The sequence below is a fragment of the Epibacterium ulvae genome (assembly GCF_018678075.1).
In the GTDB taxonomy this organism is placed as follows: Bacteria; Pseudomonadota; Alphaproteobacteria; order Rhodobacterales; family Rhodobacteraceae; genus Epibacterium; species Epibacterium ulvae_A.
The window spans coordinates 1-13,191 of sequence record NZ_JAHHIR010000046.1 but is presented as its reverse complement, the minus strand read 5'-3'; the positions used below and the strand labels follow the sequence as shown (position 1 = coordinate 13,191).

General features: G+C 53.0%; 13 protein-coding genes and 2 pseudogenes. 7 read left to right on the top strand and 8 right to left on the bottom strand.

Going from position 1 to position 13,191, the window contains the following annotated elements; all coding sequences use genetic code 11:
- Positions 1-48: 48 nt before the first annotated feature.
- The 3 genes from KMP13_RS12625 to KMP13_RS12615 all read right to left on the bottom strand — a co-directional run bounded on the left by KMP13_RS12625 (position 49) and on the right by KMP13_RS12615 (position 2,136).
- Positions 49-711, bottom strand: a complete 663-nt coding sequence (locus KMP13_RS12625) for a cysteine hydrolase family protein (protein ID WP_215266202.1) — start codon at positions 709-711, stop codon at positions 49-51.
- A gap of 11 nt (positions 712-722) precedes the next feature.
- A complete protein-coding gene (locus KMP13_RS12620; RefSeq protein ID WP_215266201.1) occupies positions 723-1,118 on the bottom strand; it encodes a RidA family protein in 396 nt (131 codons plus the stop codon).
- 103 nt (positions 1,119-1,221) lie between these two features.
- Entirely contained in the window at positions 1,222-2,136 is a 915-nt protein-coding gene (locus KMP13_RS12615) for a LysR family transcriptional regulator (protein WP_215266200.1), read from the bottom strand.
- Positions 2,137-2,242: 106 nt separating this feature from the next.
- On the opposite strand from KMP13_RS12615, the gene KMP13_RS12610 reads away from it, so the two are divergent.
- From KMP13_RS12610 to KMP13_RS12590, 5 genes are read left to right on the top strand one after another with little or no spacing between them, the layout of a single operon-like run.
- On the top strand, positions 2,243-2,977 hold the full coding sequence (locus KMP13_RS12610; RefSeq protein WP_215266199.1) for a 5-oxoprolinase subunit PxpA: 735 nt from the start codon (positions 2,243-2,245) through the stop codon (positions 2,975-2,977).
- Positions 2,974-4,776 (top strand): branched-chain amino acid ABC transporter ATP-binding protein/permease, encoded by a 1,803-nt coding sequence (locus KMP13_RS12605; RefSeq protein ID WP_215266198.1) that lies wholly within the window; start codon positions 2,974-2,976, stop codon positions 4,774-4,776. The genes KMP13_RS12610 and KMP13_RS12605 overlap by 4 nt, the downstream gene beginning before the upstream one ends.
- A gap of 27 nt (positions 4,777-4,803) precedes the next feature.
- On the top strand, positions 4,804-5,976 hold the full coding sequence (locus KMP13_RS12600; protein ID WP_215266197.1) for an ABC transporter substrate-binding protein: 1,173 nt from the start codon (positions 4,804-4,806) through the stop codon (positions 5,974-5,976).
- A complete protein-coding gene (locus KMP13_RS12595; protein WP_215266196.1) occupies positions 5,977-6,708 on the top strand; it encodes an ABC transporter ATP-binding protein in 732 nt (243 codons plus the stop codon).
- The gene (locus tag KMP13_RS12590; RefSeq protein ID WP_215266195.1) at positions 6,705-7,595 is read left to right on the top strand and encodes a branched-chain amino acid ABC transporter permease; all 891 of its coding nucleotides are present in this window, start codon (positions 6,705-6,707) and stop codon (positions 7,593-7,595) included. Before KMP13_RS12595 ends, KMP13_RS12590 begins: the two co-directional genes overlap by 4 nt.
- A 97-nt stretch (positions 7,596-7,692) precedes the next feature.
- On the opposite strand, the gene KMP13_RS20525 is transcribed toward KMP13_RS12590, so the two are convergent.
- The gene (locus KMP13_RS20525; RefSeq protein WP_353055711.1) at positions 7,693-8,154 is read right to left on the bottom strand and encodes a transposase; all 462 of its coding nucleotides are present in this window, start codon (positions 8,152-8,154) and stop codon (positions 7,693-7,695) included.
- Complete coding sequence (locus tag KMP13_RS20520) at positions 8,136-8,447, bottom strand: transposase (RefSeq protein WP_353055710.1); 312 nt, start codon at positions 8,445-8,447, stop codon at positions 8,136-8,138. The genes KMP13_RS20525 and KMP13_RS20520 overlap by 19 nt, the downstream gene beginning before the upstream one ends.
- 483 nt (positions 8,448-8,930) lie before the next feature.
- On the opposite strand from KMP13_RS20520, the gene KMP13_RS12580 reads away from it, so the two are divergent.
- Both KMP13_RS12580 and KMP13_RS12575 read left to right on the top strand, forming a co-directional pair.
- Positions 8,931-9,572, top strand: a complete 642-nt coding sequence (locus KMP13_RS12580; protein WP_215266194.1) for a LysE family translocator — start codon at positions 8,931-8,933, stop codon at positions 9,570-9,572.
- Positions 9,573-9,576: 4 nt separating this feature from the next.
- On the top strand, positions 9,577-9,909 hold the full coding sequence (locus KMP13_RS12575) for a putative quinol monooxygenase (RefSeq protein WP_215266193.1): 333 nt from the start codon (positions 9,577-9,579) through the stop codon (positions 9,907-9,909).
- Positions 9,910-10,230: 321 nt separating this feature from the next.
- Here KMP13_RS12575 and KMP13_RS12570 read toward each other — a convergent pair.
- The 3 genes and pseudogenes from KMP13_RS12570 to KMP13_RS12560 form a co-directional block, all read right to left on the bottom strand.
- Positions 10,231-10,728 (bottom strand): annotated as a pseudogene (locus KMP13_RS12570) (Tn3 family transposase); the annotation flags it as partial.
- Positions 10,729-10,779: 51 nt separating this feature from the next.
- Positions 10,780-12,930: pseudogene (locus KMP13_RS12565) on the bottom strand (Tn3 family transposase); the annotation flags it as partial.
- A gap of 80 nt (positions 12,931-13,010) precedes the next feature.
- A partial coding sequence (locus tag KMP13_RS12560; RefSeq protein WP_215266192.1) for an integrase core domain-containing protein occupies positions 13,011-13,191 on the bottom strand: 181 nt, incomplete at its 5' end.

Sequence of the window (13,191 nt, the reverse complement as noted above, 5' to 3'; positions counted from 1 at the left end):
ATATGGCCTGCACCCGTATTCTTGGGGCAGGCCATAGAAAGTAACGAATTAGGCGGAAAGAACGTCTTGGCTGTCTGCAATCCACCCAAAGAGATGCGCTTCGCTCTGAATCGCGTCCAGTGTGCCTTTTTGCAGCTTTTCTTCAAACGCGCCGCAGCAATCCGCAACTGTAAGGACAAAGTAACCGCGATCTACGGCTTCGCGTAAAGTGCCTTCGACGCAGCACTGGGTGGTCACACCGCAGATCACCACATGCGATACGCCTTTTCCACGCAGTATTTTGTCTAGTTCGGTATAGGTAAAGGCGCCAAACGTCGACTTGTTCACAACAGTTTCACCGGGTTTCGGGGACAATTCTGCCAAGATTTCAAAGCCCGCTTCGCCCTGTGTCAAAATTCGCCCTAAGGGACCAGGGGTCCCATATTCACCGCCAGCAGCCTTGCTTTGTAGGCGAACCGCTTCCGGGAGATCGGACATATCAGGCTTAAAGCCATAACGAGTGTGAACAACGGGCGCGCCATTCTCACGAAAACGTTCTAGAAGGGATTTGATCCGAGGCACGACGGCTTGTAACGGTTTGACGTTCATTCCGCCTGCACCACAGGCACCTTCGTCTTCGACAAAGTCACGCTGCATATCAACGATGATCAATGCGGTTGTGGAATAGTCAAATTCAAAGTTCCGGTCGGACCATGCTTGAACACTTTTCATTTCTGCTTCCCTTACTCTGGTGCTGCAGCAATGGCATCGATTTCGATCATCCAATTCGGCTCGATAAGGCCGGGGACCGTGATCGAAACAGAGGCAGTGCGATGATCGCCTAGGTATTTCGCACGCACTGCGTTCGCTTCGGGATACTTGGATGCATCGGTCAGGTATTGGGTGGTACGAACGATGTTTTCTATGCCCAAACCTGCGGCCTTTAGGATGGCTTCAATATTCTGCCAACAGATCGCGGCTTGCTCTTCCATCGTGTCAGGAACAGTGCCGTCGGGCGCCACAGGAATTTGGCCAGATAGAAAGACCATACGCGAGCCGATTGGTGGTTCAATGCCATGAACATACGATCCATAGGGATCGGAAACGCCTTCGGGTTTGTAAGTTTTATAGGTTGTCATGCCGTGGCTCCTTTAGGTGGTTGCACGCAGCATGCGCTCATCAGGCCCAAATGCAATATTGAAATATTACACCCTTTGCATAAAAAAAATTTATGCCAAAAATTCACTTAGCGGCGCCTAAATAGGCATTTTTCAGAAAGTCGTGGAATTCCTGTGCAAGTGGCGAAAGGGTTGCTCCTAATTTCCACGTAAGGCCGACATCCATTGACGGAATGCGTTCTTTCAGATCGCGAACTTCGATCCGATCACCTTCCAGAGACCAGCTTCGATAGACCATGTCCGACAGCACAGCCACACCCAATCCGCGCGCAACTGCGGTTCGAACGGCTTCGACATTGGCGCTTTTCATGGCGGTCATCGGAGACAGGCCAGCGTGTTCCCAATACGTTTTTGCGGTATCGGCGGCTTCATCAACGGTCAGCATAATCAAGGGTTCCTTCGCGACATCGCGCAAAGAAATGGATTGTTTGTTTAGTAAATGATGGCGTGATGGCAGCCACAATCGCCGTTGCGATGGAACCAGAACCGAGGAGATGAGTTCAAAATTCTGTTGAATATTAGATACTAAGGTAACCGCAAGGTCCAACTTACCCTCCATTAGCGCTGATTCGATTTTGGCACGATCTAGCTCCACAACCTCAACGGCGACTCTTGGATAGCGCGCTTTGAAACGCGCCAGATGAGGCATTAGGAAATACCCCATGACTGTATCGGTCGCTGCAATTTTGATGCGGCCCGCCCTTTGCAATGTCGCTTCATCATGCTTGCTGGAAATCGCAGCGTTAGATACCAGAGCCAAGATTTCCCGAGCCTTTCCAAGGTATCTTTGGCCTTCAAGGCTTAGCACGACACCGTGGGCATTACGCTCGAATAGATCAAATCCAATTTGATCCTCTAGCGCCTTTATCGATAGCGTGATCGCGGATTGGGTGACGTTGCAAGCTGACGCTGCTGTCGAAAGTTTTCCGGTCTCGGCAGCGCTGACGAAGTATCGGAGTTGGCGCAATGTAATGGACATAAAAATTTCTCATGGCTGATTGAAAACATAATAAATTTGAAATAATTCGAAAGTCAAAGCTATCTTTGCTCAAGTTTCAAACCTGGAACGCTGCGGAGAAAAGCGGATGATACCCAAGATAAATTGTGACATGGGCGAGGGCTTCGGGAAGTACCGGGTCGCTGACGACGCCGCGATCATGCCATTAATCGATCAAGCAAACATAGCCTGCGGGTTCCATGCATCTGACCCAGTGATCATGAGCGAAACGGTTGCTTTAGCAGTCGCCCATTCGGTTGAGATTGGCGCACACCCCTCATTGCCCGACCTTCAGGGTTTTGGCCGTCGCGAGATGAAAATCTCGCCGTCCGATCTTTTTTCAATGCTTTGCTATCAAGTCGGCGCGCTTGAGGGCGTAGCCAAAATTCATGGGGCGCAGCTGTCGCATCTTAAGCCCCACGGCGCGCTTTACGGGATGGCCTGCCGCGACCCGGAAATCGCGGGTACCATAGCCGATGTCGCAAAGTTGTTTGATCTGCGAATTTTTGGTTTGGGCGGAACCCATCAGGAAACAGTTTATCGCGCTAAGCGCCTAGAATTTGTTGGTGAATTTTATGCGGACCTTCAATATCAAGACAACGGCCACCTAGCGATTGTAGCCAACCCGAAATCCGTCGATCCGATTGAAGCAGCACAGCGTGCCACTTCGGCAGTCTCAACTGGCGCAACGCTTTCCAATTCTGGAAAAACCGTACCTGTCGCAGCGCAAACGATCTGTGTGCATTCCGACAATGCAAACGCCATGGGACTGTTGGAGGCCCTAAATTCCGCGAAAACTGACACAAAGGGAGACGCCGCATGAAGCCCGGAGTCATTATTCTGGCTGTTGTATGTCTTGTGATCGCTGGTTTGACGACCGTATTTGCGGGGCCTGCCATCTCGAACACGGTGAGCAACTTTTTTATTGTTGTCGTGCTGGTAGTCGGGCTTGGCGTGCATGTTGGAAACTCGGGAATTGTCAGCTTTGGCCACCCGGCCTTTATGGCGATTGCTGCATATTTGACGGCCATTTTAGTCCTGCCTGTTGCGCGAAAAAAAGCCTTGATGCCAAATTTGCCAGACATTTTGGGCGACATTAGCTTAAACCCGGTCGTCGCGATTATGATCACTCTGATTTTCCTCGCTCTGATCGGTGGCCTGATCGGGCTGGCAATTTCCCGTTTGAATGGCGCCTCGGCCACGATTGCAACGCTTGGCTTGTTGATTATCACGCATAGTCTTTTGGTTGGTGGCACGACATTCACACGCGGAGCTCAAGCGGTTTACGGTGTTCCAAAAGTTGTGACACCGCTTATTGCAGCTGGAGCTGCGATTGCAGCCATTATTTTGGCCGATTGGTTCAAATATAGCCGATGGGGTTTGGTTGCGCGTGCTGCTCGTGAGGACGCAGTCGCCGCGGCGGCCTCAGGTATTTCCGTTCAACGGTCCCGTGCGTTGGTCTTTACGATTAGTATCGCATTAACGGCATTGGGCGGCGGTCTGTTTGCCTTACATCTTGGCGTGTTCTCTCCTAAAGAATTTTACTTCAATCTGACCTTCTCATTGTTGGCTATGTTGATTGTCGGAGGCGGCACAAGCACGACGGGCGCCGTTGCCGGTGTTGCGATTATCACTTTGCTTTCCGAAGGGCTGCGCCGCGTTGAGCCTGGATTTGACATTGGCGGCGTTACCGTTCCGGCCTTGTTTGGGCTGACAACAATTGGCACCAGCCTCGCGCTGATCTGCACGTTGTATTTGCGCCCCGAAGGTTTGATGGGGTTAAAAGAGCTTGATGACCACCTGACATGGGTAAGGCCACTGCGTGGATACAAACGTAAGAACTTGAGCCGAGCTGCGCTGTCCGGCCCAAAGCACCTGCGGCTTCTTGAGGTGCACGGAATCACCAAACGCTACGGTGGTGTGACGGCTTTGCAAGACGTGTCTCTGGCTCTAAATCCAAACGAAATCTTGGGGTTGATCGGTCCGAACGGTTCTGGAAAGTCTACGTTTTTATCTTGCGCTTCTGGCATCCAAGCGTTCGACGAGGGAACCGTGCAAGTCAACGGTATTGCCATGCGTCAAAGCGATCCGACTGCGTTTGCGCATGCCGGTGTAGGGCGCACGTTTCAAAATATCCGCCTCTTCAGCCGTCTCAGTGTTTACGAGAATGTCGCGGCCGCCTTAGTTGCTGTGCCCGGTGCCGCAGATGCCCCAAGTATCGCCCAAATCCTAAGCCGAGTGAACCTTGCGGGCATGGACGACCGGATCGCCGAGACGCTGTCATATGGTCAGCAACGTCGCTTAGAAATTGCCCGGGCCTTGGCCACATGTCCAAGCTTTTTGCTGCTCGATGAACCAGCTGCCGGCATGAACAGTACAGAAACTGCAGAACTTGCCAATATCATCTGTTCGCTGCGCGATGTCGATGGCCTGGGTATTTTGTTAATCGACCACGATTTGCCAATGATCCTGCGTCTTTCAAATCGCGTTGCTGTTCTGAACGAGGGCCATCTGATCGCTGTCGGGTCGCCTGCAGAGATCCGTGAGAACCCTAAGGTAACAGCAGCCTATTTCGGCGAACGAAGCGCGGACCAAAATCTCGAAGCTTACACCGCTACTTAAACCTCATCACAACCGAAGGAAAACATTATGATCTTTTCTGCTTTTGCCCGCACTGTCGGCATTTCGGCATGCACGAGTTGTCTATTGACCACCGCGGCTGTTGCACAGGACGATGTGTTGAACATCGGATTTGCGGTTTCATTGACCGGATATCTAGCACCCTATGACACCCCCACAGTCGAGGGTGCAAAAATTGCCATCGACGAATTGAACGCAGCGGGGGGGGCTGATGGTAAATTCAAAATTGAATCCATGATACGTGATGTGCGTTCTGATACCGTTCAAACATCTATTGTTGTGCAGGAATTGGTCGATGCAGGTGCGGATATCATCGTGCTGCCTTGCGATGACGACCCAGCGATTGCTGGCGGTTTGATTGCCCAAGACGCGGGTATTCCTAGCTTTTCAACATGTGCAACAAACGCCAGCCTGACACAGGCGATCGGCGAATTTTACTTTGTGAATTACGTTGCCGATATTGTTCAGGGCGCAACGCTTGCACAGTATGCGCGTGAACAAGATCTGAGCACGGCCTATTTGCTTGTGTCACCAGAAACCACGTATACTGGTAATTTGCCTGAGTACTTCGGCGAAGTCTTCACGACGCTTGGTGGCGCCGTTGTCGGGAAGGGCACCTATTCATTTGGCCAGCAGGACTTTTCTGCCGAAGTCACGCGCATTGCGAATTTGGACCCTCATCCGGACGTCGTAATGACATCCGCATATGAACCTGATTTTCCGGCCTTTTTACGCCAACTGCGGTCTGCGGGCGTGATGTCTGCGGTATACGGAAGTGACGGTATTGATAGCCCAACAACTGTGTCCCTTGGCGACGTTTCCGAAGGTGTAGTCTTCTCGAATGCAGGTTTCCCCGTTGAAGGATCGCCTCTTGCCGCCTTTTTCGCCAAATACAACGACGTCTATGGTCAGCCATTAACCAACAGCTTTGCTGCCACAGGCTATGACATGATCCTTGTGATCCAAGAAGCGGCACGCGTAGCAGGGTCTCTAGAAGGCGCCGCGTTACAGCAAGCGGTTTCGGAAATTGATGGACTAAATGTCTCTACTGGAACGATCACATACGCCGGCCGCAACGGTATTCCTGCGCGTTCTGTGTCATTGAACCAAGTATCAAACGGTGCTGTCGTTCATCTTGATACCCGCGTGATTGATGCGGCCTTGCTTCCAGCGAGCAAATAAATGCACGACACCGTAGATAAAACTGACCAGTCCGCGCTTGTTTTGCGCGGACTGGGCGTCAGTTATGGTGTTATCCAAGCCGTCCGCGGCTTGGAACTTACCGTAAACCGAGGAGAAATCGTAACGCTGATCGGACCGAATGGCGCTGGGAAATCCTCGACATTGATGGCAACTGTTGGGTTGGCCGATCGTGAAGGTACAGTTGAACTTTTGGGCCAGGATGTTTCCGAATTTGGAACAGAACAATTGGTGCGCGCTGGACTAACACTAAGTCCCGAAGGGCGGCGCATCTTTCCGTACCTAACGATTGCTGAAAATCTTCGTTTGGGTGGCGCGACCGCTAAAAATCCCAAAGAGATCGAACAGCGCATGTTGGAGCGTTTTCCAAAGCTCAGGGCGCGTTACACTCAGACTGCGGGCACCCTTTCTGGTGGCGAGCAACAGATGCTAGCTATCGCGCGCGCCTTGATGTCTGACCCAAAGGTGGTCTTGCTGGATGAGCCATCGCTTGGCCTCGCTCCGAAAATTGTCGATGCAATCTTTGAAACAATTGCCGATCTAAAGACCCTAGGCATTTCCGTGCTGTTGGTTGAGCAAGATGTTGAACGTGCTTTGCAGATCGCAGACCGAGGCTACGTGATGAGCCACGGCGAAATTCAGGTGCAGGGGTCATCCAGCGATCTGTTGACCAATACCGACCTCAAAGACATGTTTTTTGGAGAGCGAAAATGACCGAGATCTTTGCGCAGCAAGTTCTAAACGCGCTTGCTTTGGGTGGGGTTTATGCCCTGCTGGGTTTGGGCTTGGCCATGGTTTTTTCGGTGCTTGGCATGATCAATTTCGCTCATGGTGAAATCATGACTTTGGGCGGTTATACGATGGTCTTCATCTCGGCGACTTTTGGTTGGCCATTTCTTCTCGCTGTCATTCTTTCCTTTTGCGTCGCAGCAGGCAGTGCAGCACTGATTGAACGGGTTGCCTTTCGGCCAGTGCGGGGGGCGTCTTTGACAACCATGTTACTCACGACCTTTGCCATCAGCTCGATTTTGCATGTGCTGTTTCAAAACTTCATTTCGCCACGCCCGATCGCTTTGGCGGTACCATCTTGGCTGACGTCTACATTGGATTTGGGCGGTATGCGTATCGGCACATTGCAAAGCATTTCGATCACCGTGACCCTCGTTGCTCTCAGTGGGCTGGTGGCATTCTTGCGCTTCTCAACGCTAGGCCTTGCTATGCGCGCCGCCGCGCAAGATTTCACAATTACACGCCTTATGGGTATCTCGGCTAACCGCGTCATTGTCTCGGCATTTGCCATCTCTGGGTTGTTGGCAGGCCTGTCAGGATTTCTCTGGGTGGCACAGCGCGGCTCAGTTGACCCTTTGATGGGTTTTGTACCCGTTCTGAAAGCCTTTATCGCTGTTGTTTTGGGCGGGATGGGAAGTCTAGGCGGCGCCGTTCTAGGAGGGTTCTTGCTGGGCATCTTAGAGGTCACGCTTCGTGCGAGCTTGAACGAAAGCCTTCTGCCATTCCGTGATGCTATTTCCCTTTCACTTATCATTGGGTTCTTGGTTCTACGCCCGAATGGATTGTTGGGCCGTAGTGACGCAGTGCGATAACGTGGCTCTATAGACGTTGACCAAGAAAACGACGTGTGGATGGGCGTTGTTGCACAGATCAGTTGCAGCTTGGAACGCGCCCTACCCGAGACGTAATTCAGGCGGTGCGTTCAAATCTTGGGCGGCCAGGTCCGGTCATCCGGTTGAGAACCCGGAATCCAATCTTGGCTTCTGTTTTCTGATTTTCGAAGTTGCGCGCCTTTAGCTTTGGCCCAATGACAGCCTTCCAGCGGCCCATTAGAGTTTCACCTCGACTGCGTTGATTGTAGCCAGTGGCTTTCTGCCGGGCCATCCGCCCGCGGGTTGCGATCTCGGCGATATGACAGTCCCGTGCCGTCGGATTTTCGATCGCATTGGGGCTCAGGGTCGCGTTTCTGGGAGGTGGGAACGTGACCTCCATCATCGACCCAAACCGAGCAGCATGTAAATCAGATGTTGGTTCTCCGTCGTAAGCTCCATCCGCAAGGAACAGATCTACCGGGCTTTCGACTTGATCCAGCAGGCCTGGTAGTGCTGTCGTATCGTCAACATCATCCTTGGTCAGATCCGCGCAGACGATCTCGCCACTGACAAGATCAAGACCGAGGTGCAGCTTGCGCCAAGAGCGCCGATTGCGCTTTTTTTATGCCTTTCTTCCAGCCATTCGCCCTCGCCTAAAATCTTCAGGCCAGTATTATCCACCACATGATGAACCGGATTAGATCGGGTCATTTCGCGCGTCGCGTGCAAAGTCAGGCCCTCGCCCCGGCGCGAGAGGGTAGAGAAATCCGGGACAGCGATGGCTACTTCCAGCAAGGCGGAGATGCTGCGCATCAGGCCTTGGGTTTGACGCAACGCCTGCTTGAAGCCCACCCAAGGTCAGACCTATCTTGATCGCAATATCCGAATACTTTTGTTGGCCACCGCGCGTCGTCCGCCGCGGAGCAGACCACAAACCCAGCCCTTCCTCACTGACCCAAACCGTCAGATCACTGCGCCGTCGCAGGCTTTCGTTGTAGTCCGCCCAATTCGTTACTCGGTATTTCTGTTTCGGAATTTTGTCCCGGCGGTCAGCATTGAATTTTTGTGGCATACTCACCATCCTGAAGGGAAACATGCAACCTGGGGTCGTTTGCGGGAGGGGGCGAAATGACACTCTAAGCGCTGTTCGGGTTAGCCGCCGTTCGTTCCCAACGCGGCGAAAGAGGAAAAAGAGCCCGAAATCACCGATGCTGCGCGGCGTATGAACGGCTGCTATCGCGATCTACCGCTATTTGCGGATCAACAAATCCTTGCGGAAAGTCGTGATGCAGAACATAGTGCGAACATTACTCTTCTTCAGCGAGGCTACATTTGATGGAAAACATCTCCCCCTACCTGCCGGGCATCCTGCTTTCTTACGGCGCATTTTTGATGGCGATTGCCAGTCCCGGTCCAAACGTCCTCGCTGTGATCGGAACGTCGATGGCCGTGAACCGTCCTTCAGGTATAGCACTTGCCATGGGTGTTGCGACAGGCACCCTCACGTGGGCGGTGCTTACCGCAATCGGGCTATCAGCCCTGCTTGCTACCTACGCTTCGGCTATTCTCATCATCAAAGTATTTGGCGGTCTCTACTTGCTCTGGTTGGCGTATAAGGCGTTTCGGTCAGCGGCATCTGCCCACGATATTGACGCCACAGAGCTGGCGGGCGGGCGACGCACTGCATGGGGCTACGCAAGGCGTGGATACATTATCCAAATGACGAACCCGAAAGCTGCATTGGCGTGGTTCGCGATTATCTCGCTCGGCCTTGCTCCCGGTGCACCGCTGTGGGTCGCTGGCGCGATTGTGGGCGGCACGTTTGTCTTGTCCGTGGTGATCCACCTTCTCTATGCGGTGGCTTTTTCAACCCCGATGATGGTTCGCGTTTACGGGCGCGCACGCCGCTTCATCCAAGGCGCGCTTGGCGCATTCTTCGGCCTCGCAGGTCTTCGATTGCTGACGGATCGGGGTTGAACGGATGGGAGCTTACGACGACAATTCAGCGGCCCGAAACCTCAATACAGGTTTCGCGGTGATGGTGCGGATCACGGCCAAGGAAGGGGAATCTGACGCCGTAGCTGAAATCCTCCAGAATTTGGCTGGACCATCAAACGCGGAACCGGGCATGAAGTTCTTCATGCCCTACAGATCACCCGACGATCCTTCGCAGTTCTTTGTTTATGAGCTTTACGAAGATGCCTCTGGGTGGGACGCGCACAACGCTTCACCACATTTTCTCGCAGCCGTTGATGATCTTGTCGCAAAGGCTGCACACCGAGAACGTATTCCTTTTGCACCCTTCGTGACATAAGGCCGTTCTTTCGAGAGGAAGTCGGGCTGGTTTAGTTGCCCGAAACGGATAACAGCCATTCGGGCTGATGCAGCGAAAGCTAACTAAGTCCGCGATGTGTACCTTGGCAAGCGCCTACACGAAGGTCCGCTTCAGATTAAGATTTAACATAAGATAGATTATGCGATAATTCTATTGTAGCAGCAAAGCGATAATGTCCCACATCTGCAAAGTAGAAGTGTCACACTTCCCTGTTTAATCAGGATTGGAGTGTGGCCGTGGGATTGGTGATCATGGGGTCGACTCCGGCTGGGGGCGGAATCGTATCATAAGCTTGTTTGATCATGATTTTGGCCACCGATATTCGCCTGTGAGCAAGATATGCGCCCATCCGAGTGGTGAGATGTGCGACAGAAGCTCAGGCGCGCAGTCCAATCCGGCCTTTTGCCTCTGCTGAACCGCTTTCCCCAACTGGTCAGTATTCCAAAAGATGATGATTGAAGCGAGCAGGCTGAGACCCGCCATGCGGTAGTGCTGTCCTTCGGCGGTTCGATCACGGATTTCACCCTGCCGTCCGATGCGCAGAGCGTTTTTCAGGGCATGATGCGCCTCGCCTTTGTTTAGGCCAATCTGGGCGCGCCGCTGCATGTCGGCATCAAGTAACCAGTCAATTATGAAGAGCGTGCGCTCGATGCGGCCGATTTCCCGAAGGGCCACGGCCAATTCGTGCTGGCGAGGATAAGACGCAAACTTTCGCAGGAGCTGGCTGGGCGGCATGATGCCTGCGACCATGGTGGCCGCACTTCTTAGGATATCTGGCGTCATCGCAAGGTTTGTTCGCTAAGTAACGCTAAGGAAGAACATTTAGCGAACTTGGTTGATTTTTCATCCTCAACCCCATTTTCTCGCGTAGCTGAGGTGCAGTGGGCGCTCGTTTGAGCGTTCAGCGGCCCCGGAATCCCAGACATAATCGCCTGTGAGGTTGATATGGGTCCACCCCAAGGGCGAGACATGCTTTAGCAGGCTTGGGTCAGGAAGTTTTCCAGCCCGTCGCAAATGATCTGCCGCTTTGTTCATATACATCGTGTTCCAGTATATGATCGCGGCAATGACAAGGTTGAGCGCCATGGCCCGTTTTTGCTGCGCATCTGGAGATCGGTCATTAATGCGCCCCTGAGAATGGGCAAAAACGGCTTTTGCCAGAGTGTGGCGCGCCTCCCCCTTATTCAGGCCCGCCTGACATTCCTGCCGTAGCTGCGGGCTTTCTATCCAGTCCAGCATGAACAGGGTGCGTTCAATACGGCCGATTTCGCCAAGGGCAAGATATAGGCGATTCTGCTGGCGATAGGCTCCTAGTTTTCGGAGCAAGGCTGAGGGCTTTACGGACTCGTTTTTCACGCTGGCAGCCAGCCGGATAACATCATCCCAATGGCTCAGAATAACCTCTTCGTTTATCGGTTTACCCATGAGGGGTGACAACCCTTTCCAGACATTTGGCTTCCCAAAACAAGCCAGCCGTCGATCTGGAAAATCCCGCAACCGGGGTGCCAATTTCAAGCCAAGCAGATGGAACAGAGCAAAGACATGATCTGACACCCCACCGGTATCAACATAATGGGTCAGCGGATTGAACTGGGCGGCATTCCCCATCAGCCCGTCCAGCACAAACGGAGCTTCCCCTGATGTGGCCCCGATCACGCTTGAATGGAATGAGCCGTATTGGCCAGACAGGAAGGAATAGATTTTCAGGCCTGGATCAGGTCCATATTTGGCGTTGATCTCACCCGAGTTACGCGCGGCGGCAAAGAACTGCCCGTCAGAAGAAGTGTGCTCGGCTTGGCCCCAGATTTGGGCAAATGACAAAGAGTGGTGGGCATCAATAATCCGCGTTAGAGCGCCGCTGTAAGTTTCGGGGCGCAGATACCAGTTTGAAGCCCAAGACAGTTGGGCATGAGACACATTCTCGGAGGCCTGCGCCATGCGCTCCAATCCAAGATTGGTTGCCCCGGCCAGAATTGAGGCCAGAACCGTGGCGGGATTGGCGTTGGTGCGCCCCGAGCGCAAATCGGTGAAGGTATCGAGGAAGCCAGTGTGGCGGCCCACATCCCAAAGTAATTCTGTAATGCGGATGCGCGGCATGACGGCATCAATCGCGCGGTCGAGCTGTTCACCGGACGAGGGTGTTACTGGATCATGTGGTGTGATTTTCAATCGCCCGTTTTCAATCCTGACCCCTTCCAGTTGGCCACGTTTCAGTTTGCGATCCACTTCTCTCAATCGCTGGTTCAAGAGATTGCGACGCTGCGCTAACCAAACCCGCCCATCAATCGGCAAACCTGTTTCGCTCATGATACTTTCCGCCTCGACCTTCGGCATCAGATATGCATCAAAGCGGCGATAATCCCGGCTGCCCTTAACCCAGGCATCACCAGCACGAAGCCGATCCCGCAAGGTGGCCACCACGGCTGTTTCATAAATCCGGCGTTTTGGTTTACCGTCCTTATATATCAGGGACTTCCAGTGCTTTGCAGCAAAAGGCATTGGCACAACATCCGGAAGGTTCCGTTTTCCGGTGCGGTTTTGCTCTTTGATTAACGACAGAGCAGCCTGTAAATCAGCCCCCGCATCGGGAAGCGTAAATGAAAAGGCGTCCAAAAACGCCGGCGCGAACCGTCGTAGTTGGATGTATCGTTTTGTTGCGAGAGAAAGAGGGTCTTCAGTCGCCAGATTGCCAAGCGCATCAACTTCAGAACGCGATTGCATCAGGCGTTCCCAGCCAACAGTTTCGTCCAGCACCTTGAAGGGATCTTCACCGTTTTCAAAGGCTTCGCTCATGGCATCGATGGTGCCCCCAAACAGGCGCATCAGGCGGCCAATTTGAGACTGGCTTGCCTGTAAGCTCTGACCCTGCTTGCGTTTGGAACGTGTAAACAACTGGCCCGTCAAACGCTCAAACATGGCGATTGAGGCATCCGTCAGCACAATGTTGATCTCAGCCATCTGTGCTGCCAGCGTTGCAATCCGCCGCCGTTCCCCGAAATCCTTGCCTGTCCGTCGTCAGGGTTTTTGGAACCAATGGCAGCTTAAACTAAGAGAGTATCTGGCTCATCTGGTTGGTTGCATTATGCGGCACGCTGGCGGTGATGCAAGCGTCGCGCTTCGAACGTCTTACGTTTGATCCTTTCCCTTTGTTTTAGAATGGCTTTGTCACGCCCGAAGTAGACGTCGGCAGGTGTGACGTTGTTGATGCTCTCGTGATACCGCTGATGATTGTAGTGATCGACGAAGGCTTCGATCTGAGCT

Bases quoted from the DNA above. Each gene is read 5' to 3' on its own strand.
- KMP13_RS12600 (WP_215266197.1), top strand. From the start codon at position 4,804: ATGATCTTTTCTGCTTTTGCCCGCACTGTCGGCATTTCGGCATGCACG.
- KMP13_RS12610 (WP_215266199.1), top strand. From the start codon at position 2,243: ATGATACCCAAGATAAATTGTGACATGGGCGAGGGCTTCGGGAAGTAC.
- KMP13_RS12575 (WP_215266193.1), top strand. From the start codon at position 9,577: ATGGGAGCTTACGACGACAATTCAGCGGCCCGAAACCTCAATACAGGT.
- KMP13_RS12625 (WP_215266202.1), bottom strand. From the start codon at position 711: ATGAAAAGTGTTCAAGCATGGTCCGACCGGAACTTTGAATTTGACTAT.
- KMP13_RS12605 (WP_215266198.1), top strand. From the start codon at position 2,974: ATGAAGCCCGGAGTCATTATTCTGGCTGTTGTATGTCTTGTGATCGCT.
- KMP13_RS12615 (WP_215266200.1), bottom strand. From the start codon at position 2,136: ATGTCCATTACATTGCGCCAACTCCGATACTTCGTCAGCGCTGCCGAG.
- KMP13_RS12595 (WP_215266196.1), top strand. From the start codon at position 5,977: ATGCACGACACCGTAGATAAAACTGACCAGTCCGCGCTTGTTTTGCGC.
- KMP13_RS12620 (WP_215266201.1), bottom strand. From the start codon at position 1,118: ATGACAACCTATAAAACTTACAAACCCGAAGGCGTTTCCGATCCCTAT.
- KMP13_RS12590 (WP_215266195.1), top strand. From the start codon at position 6,705: ATGACCGAGATCTTTGCGCAGCAAGTTCTAAACGCGCTTGCTTTGGGT.
- KMP13_RS12580 (WP_215266194.1), top strand. From the start codon at position 8,931: ATGGAAAACATCTCCCCCTACCTGCCGGGCATCCTGCTTTCTTACGGC.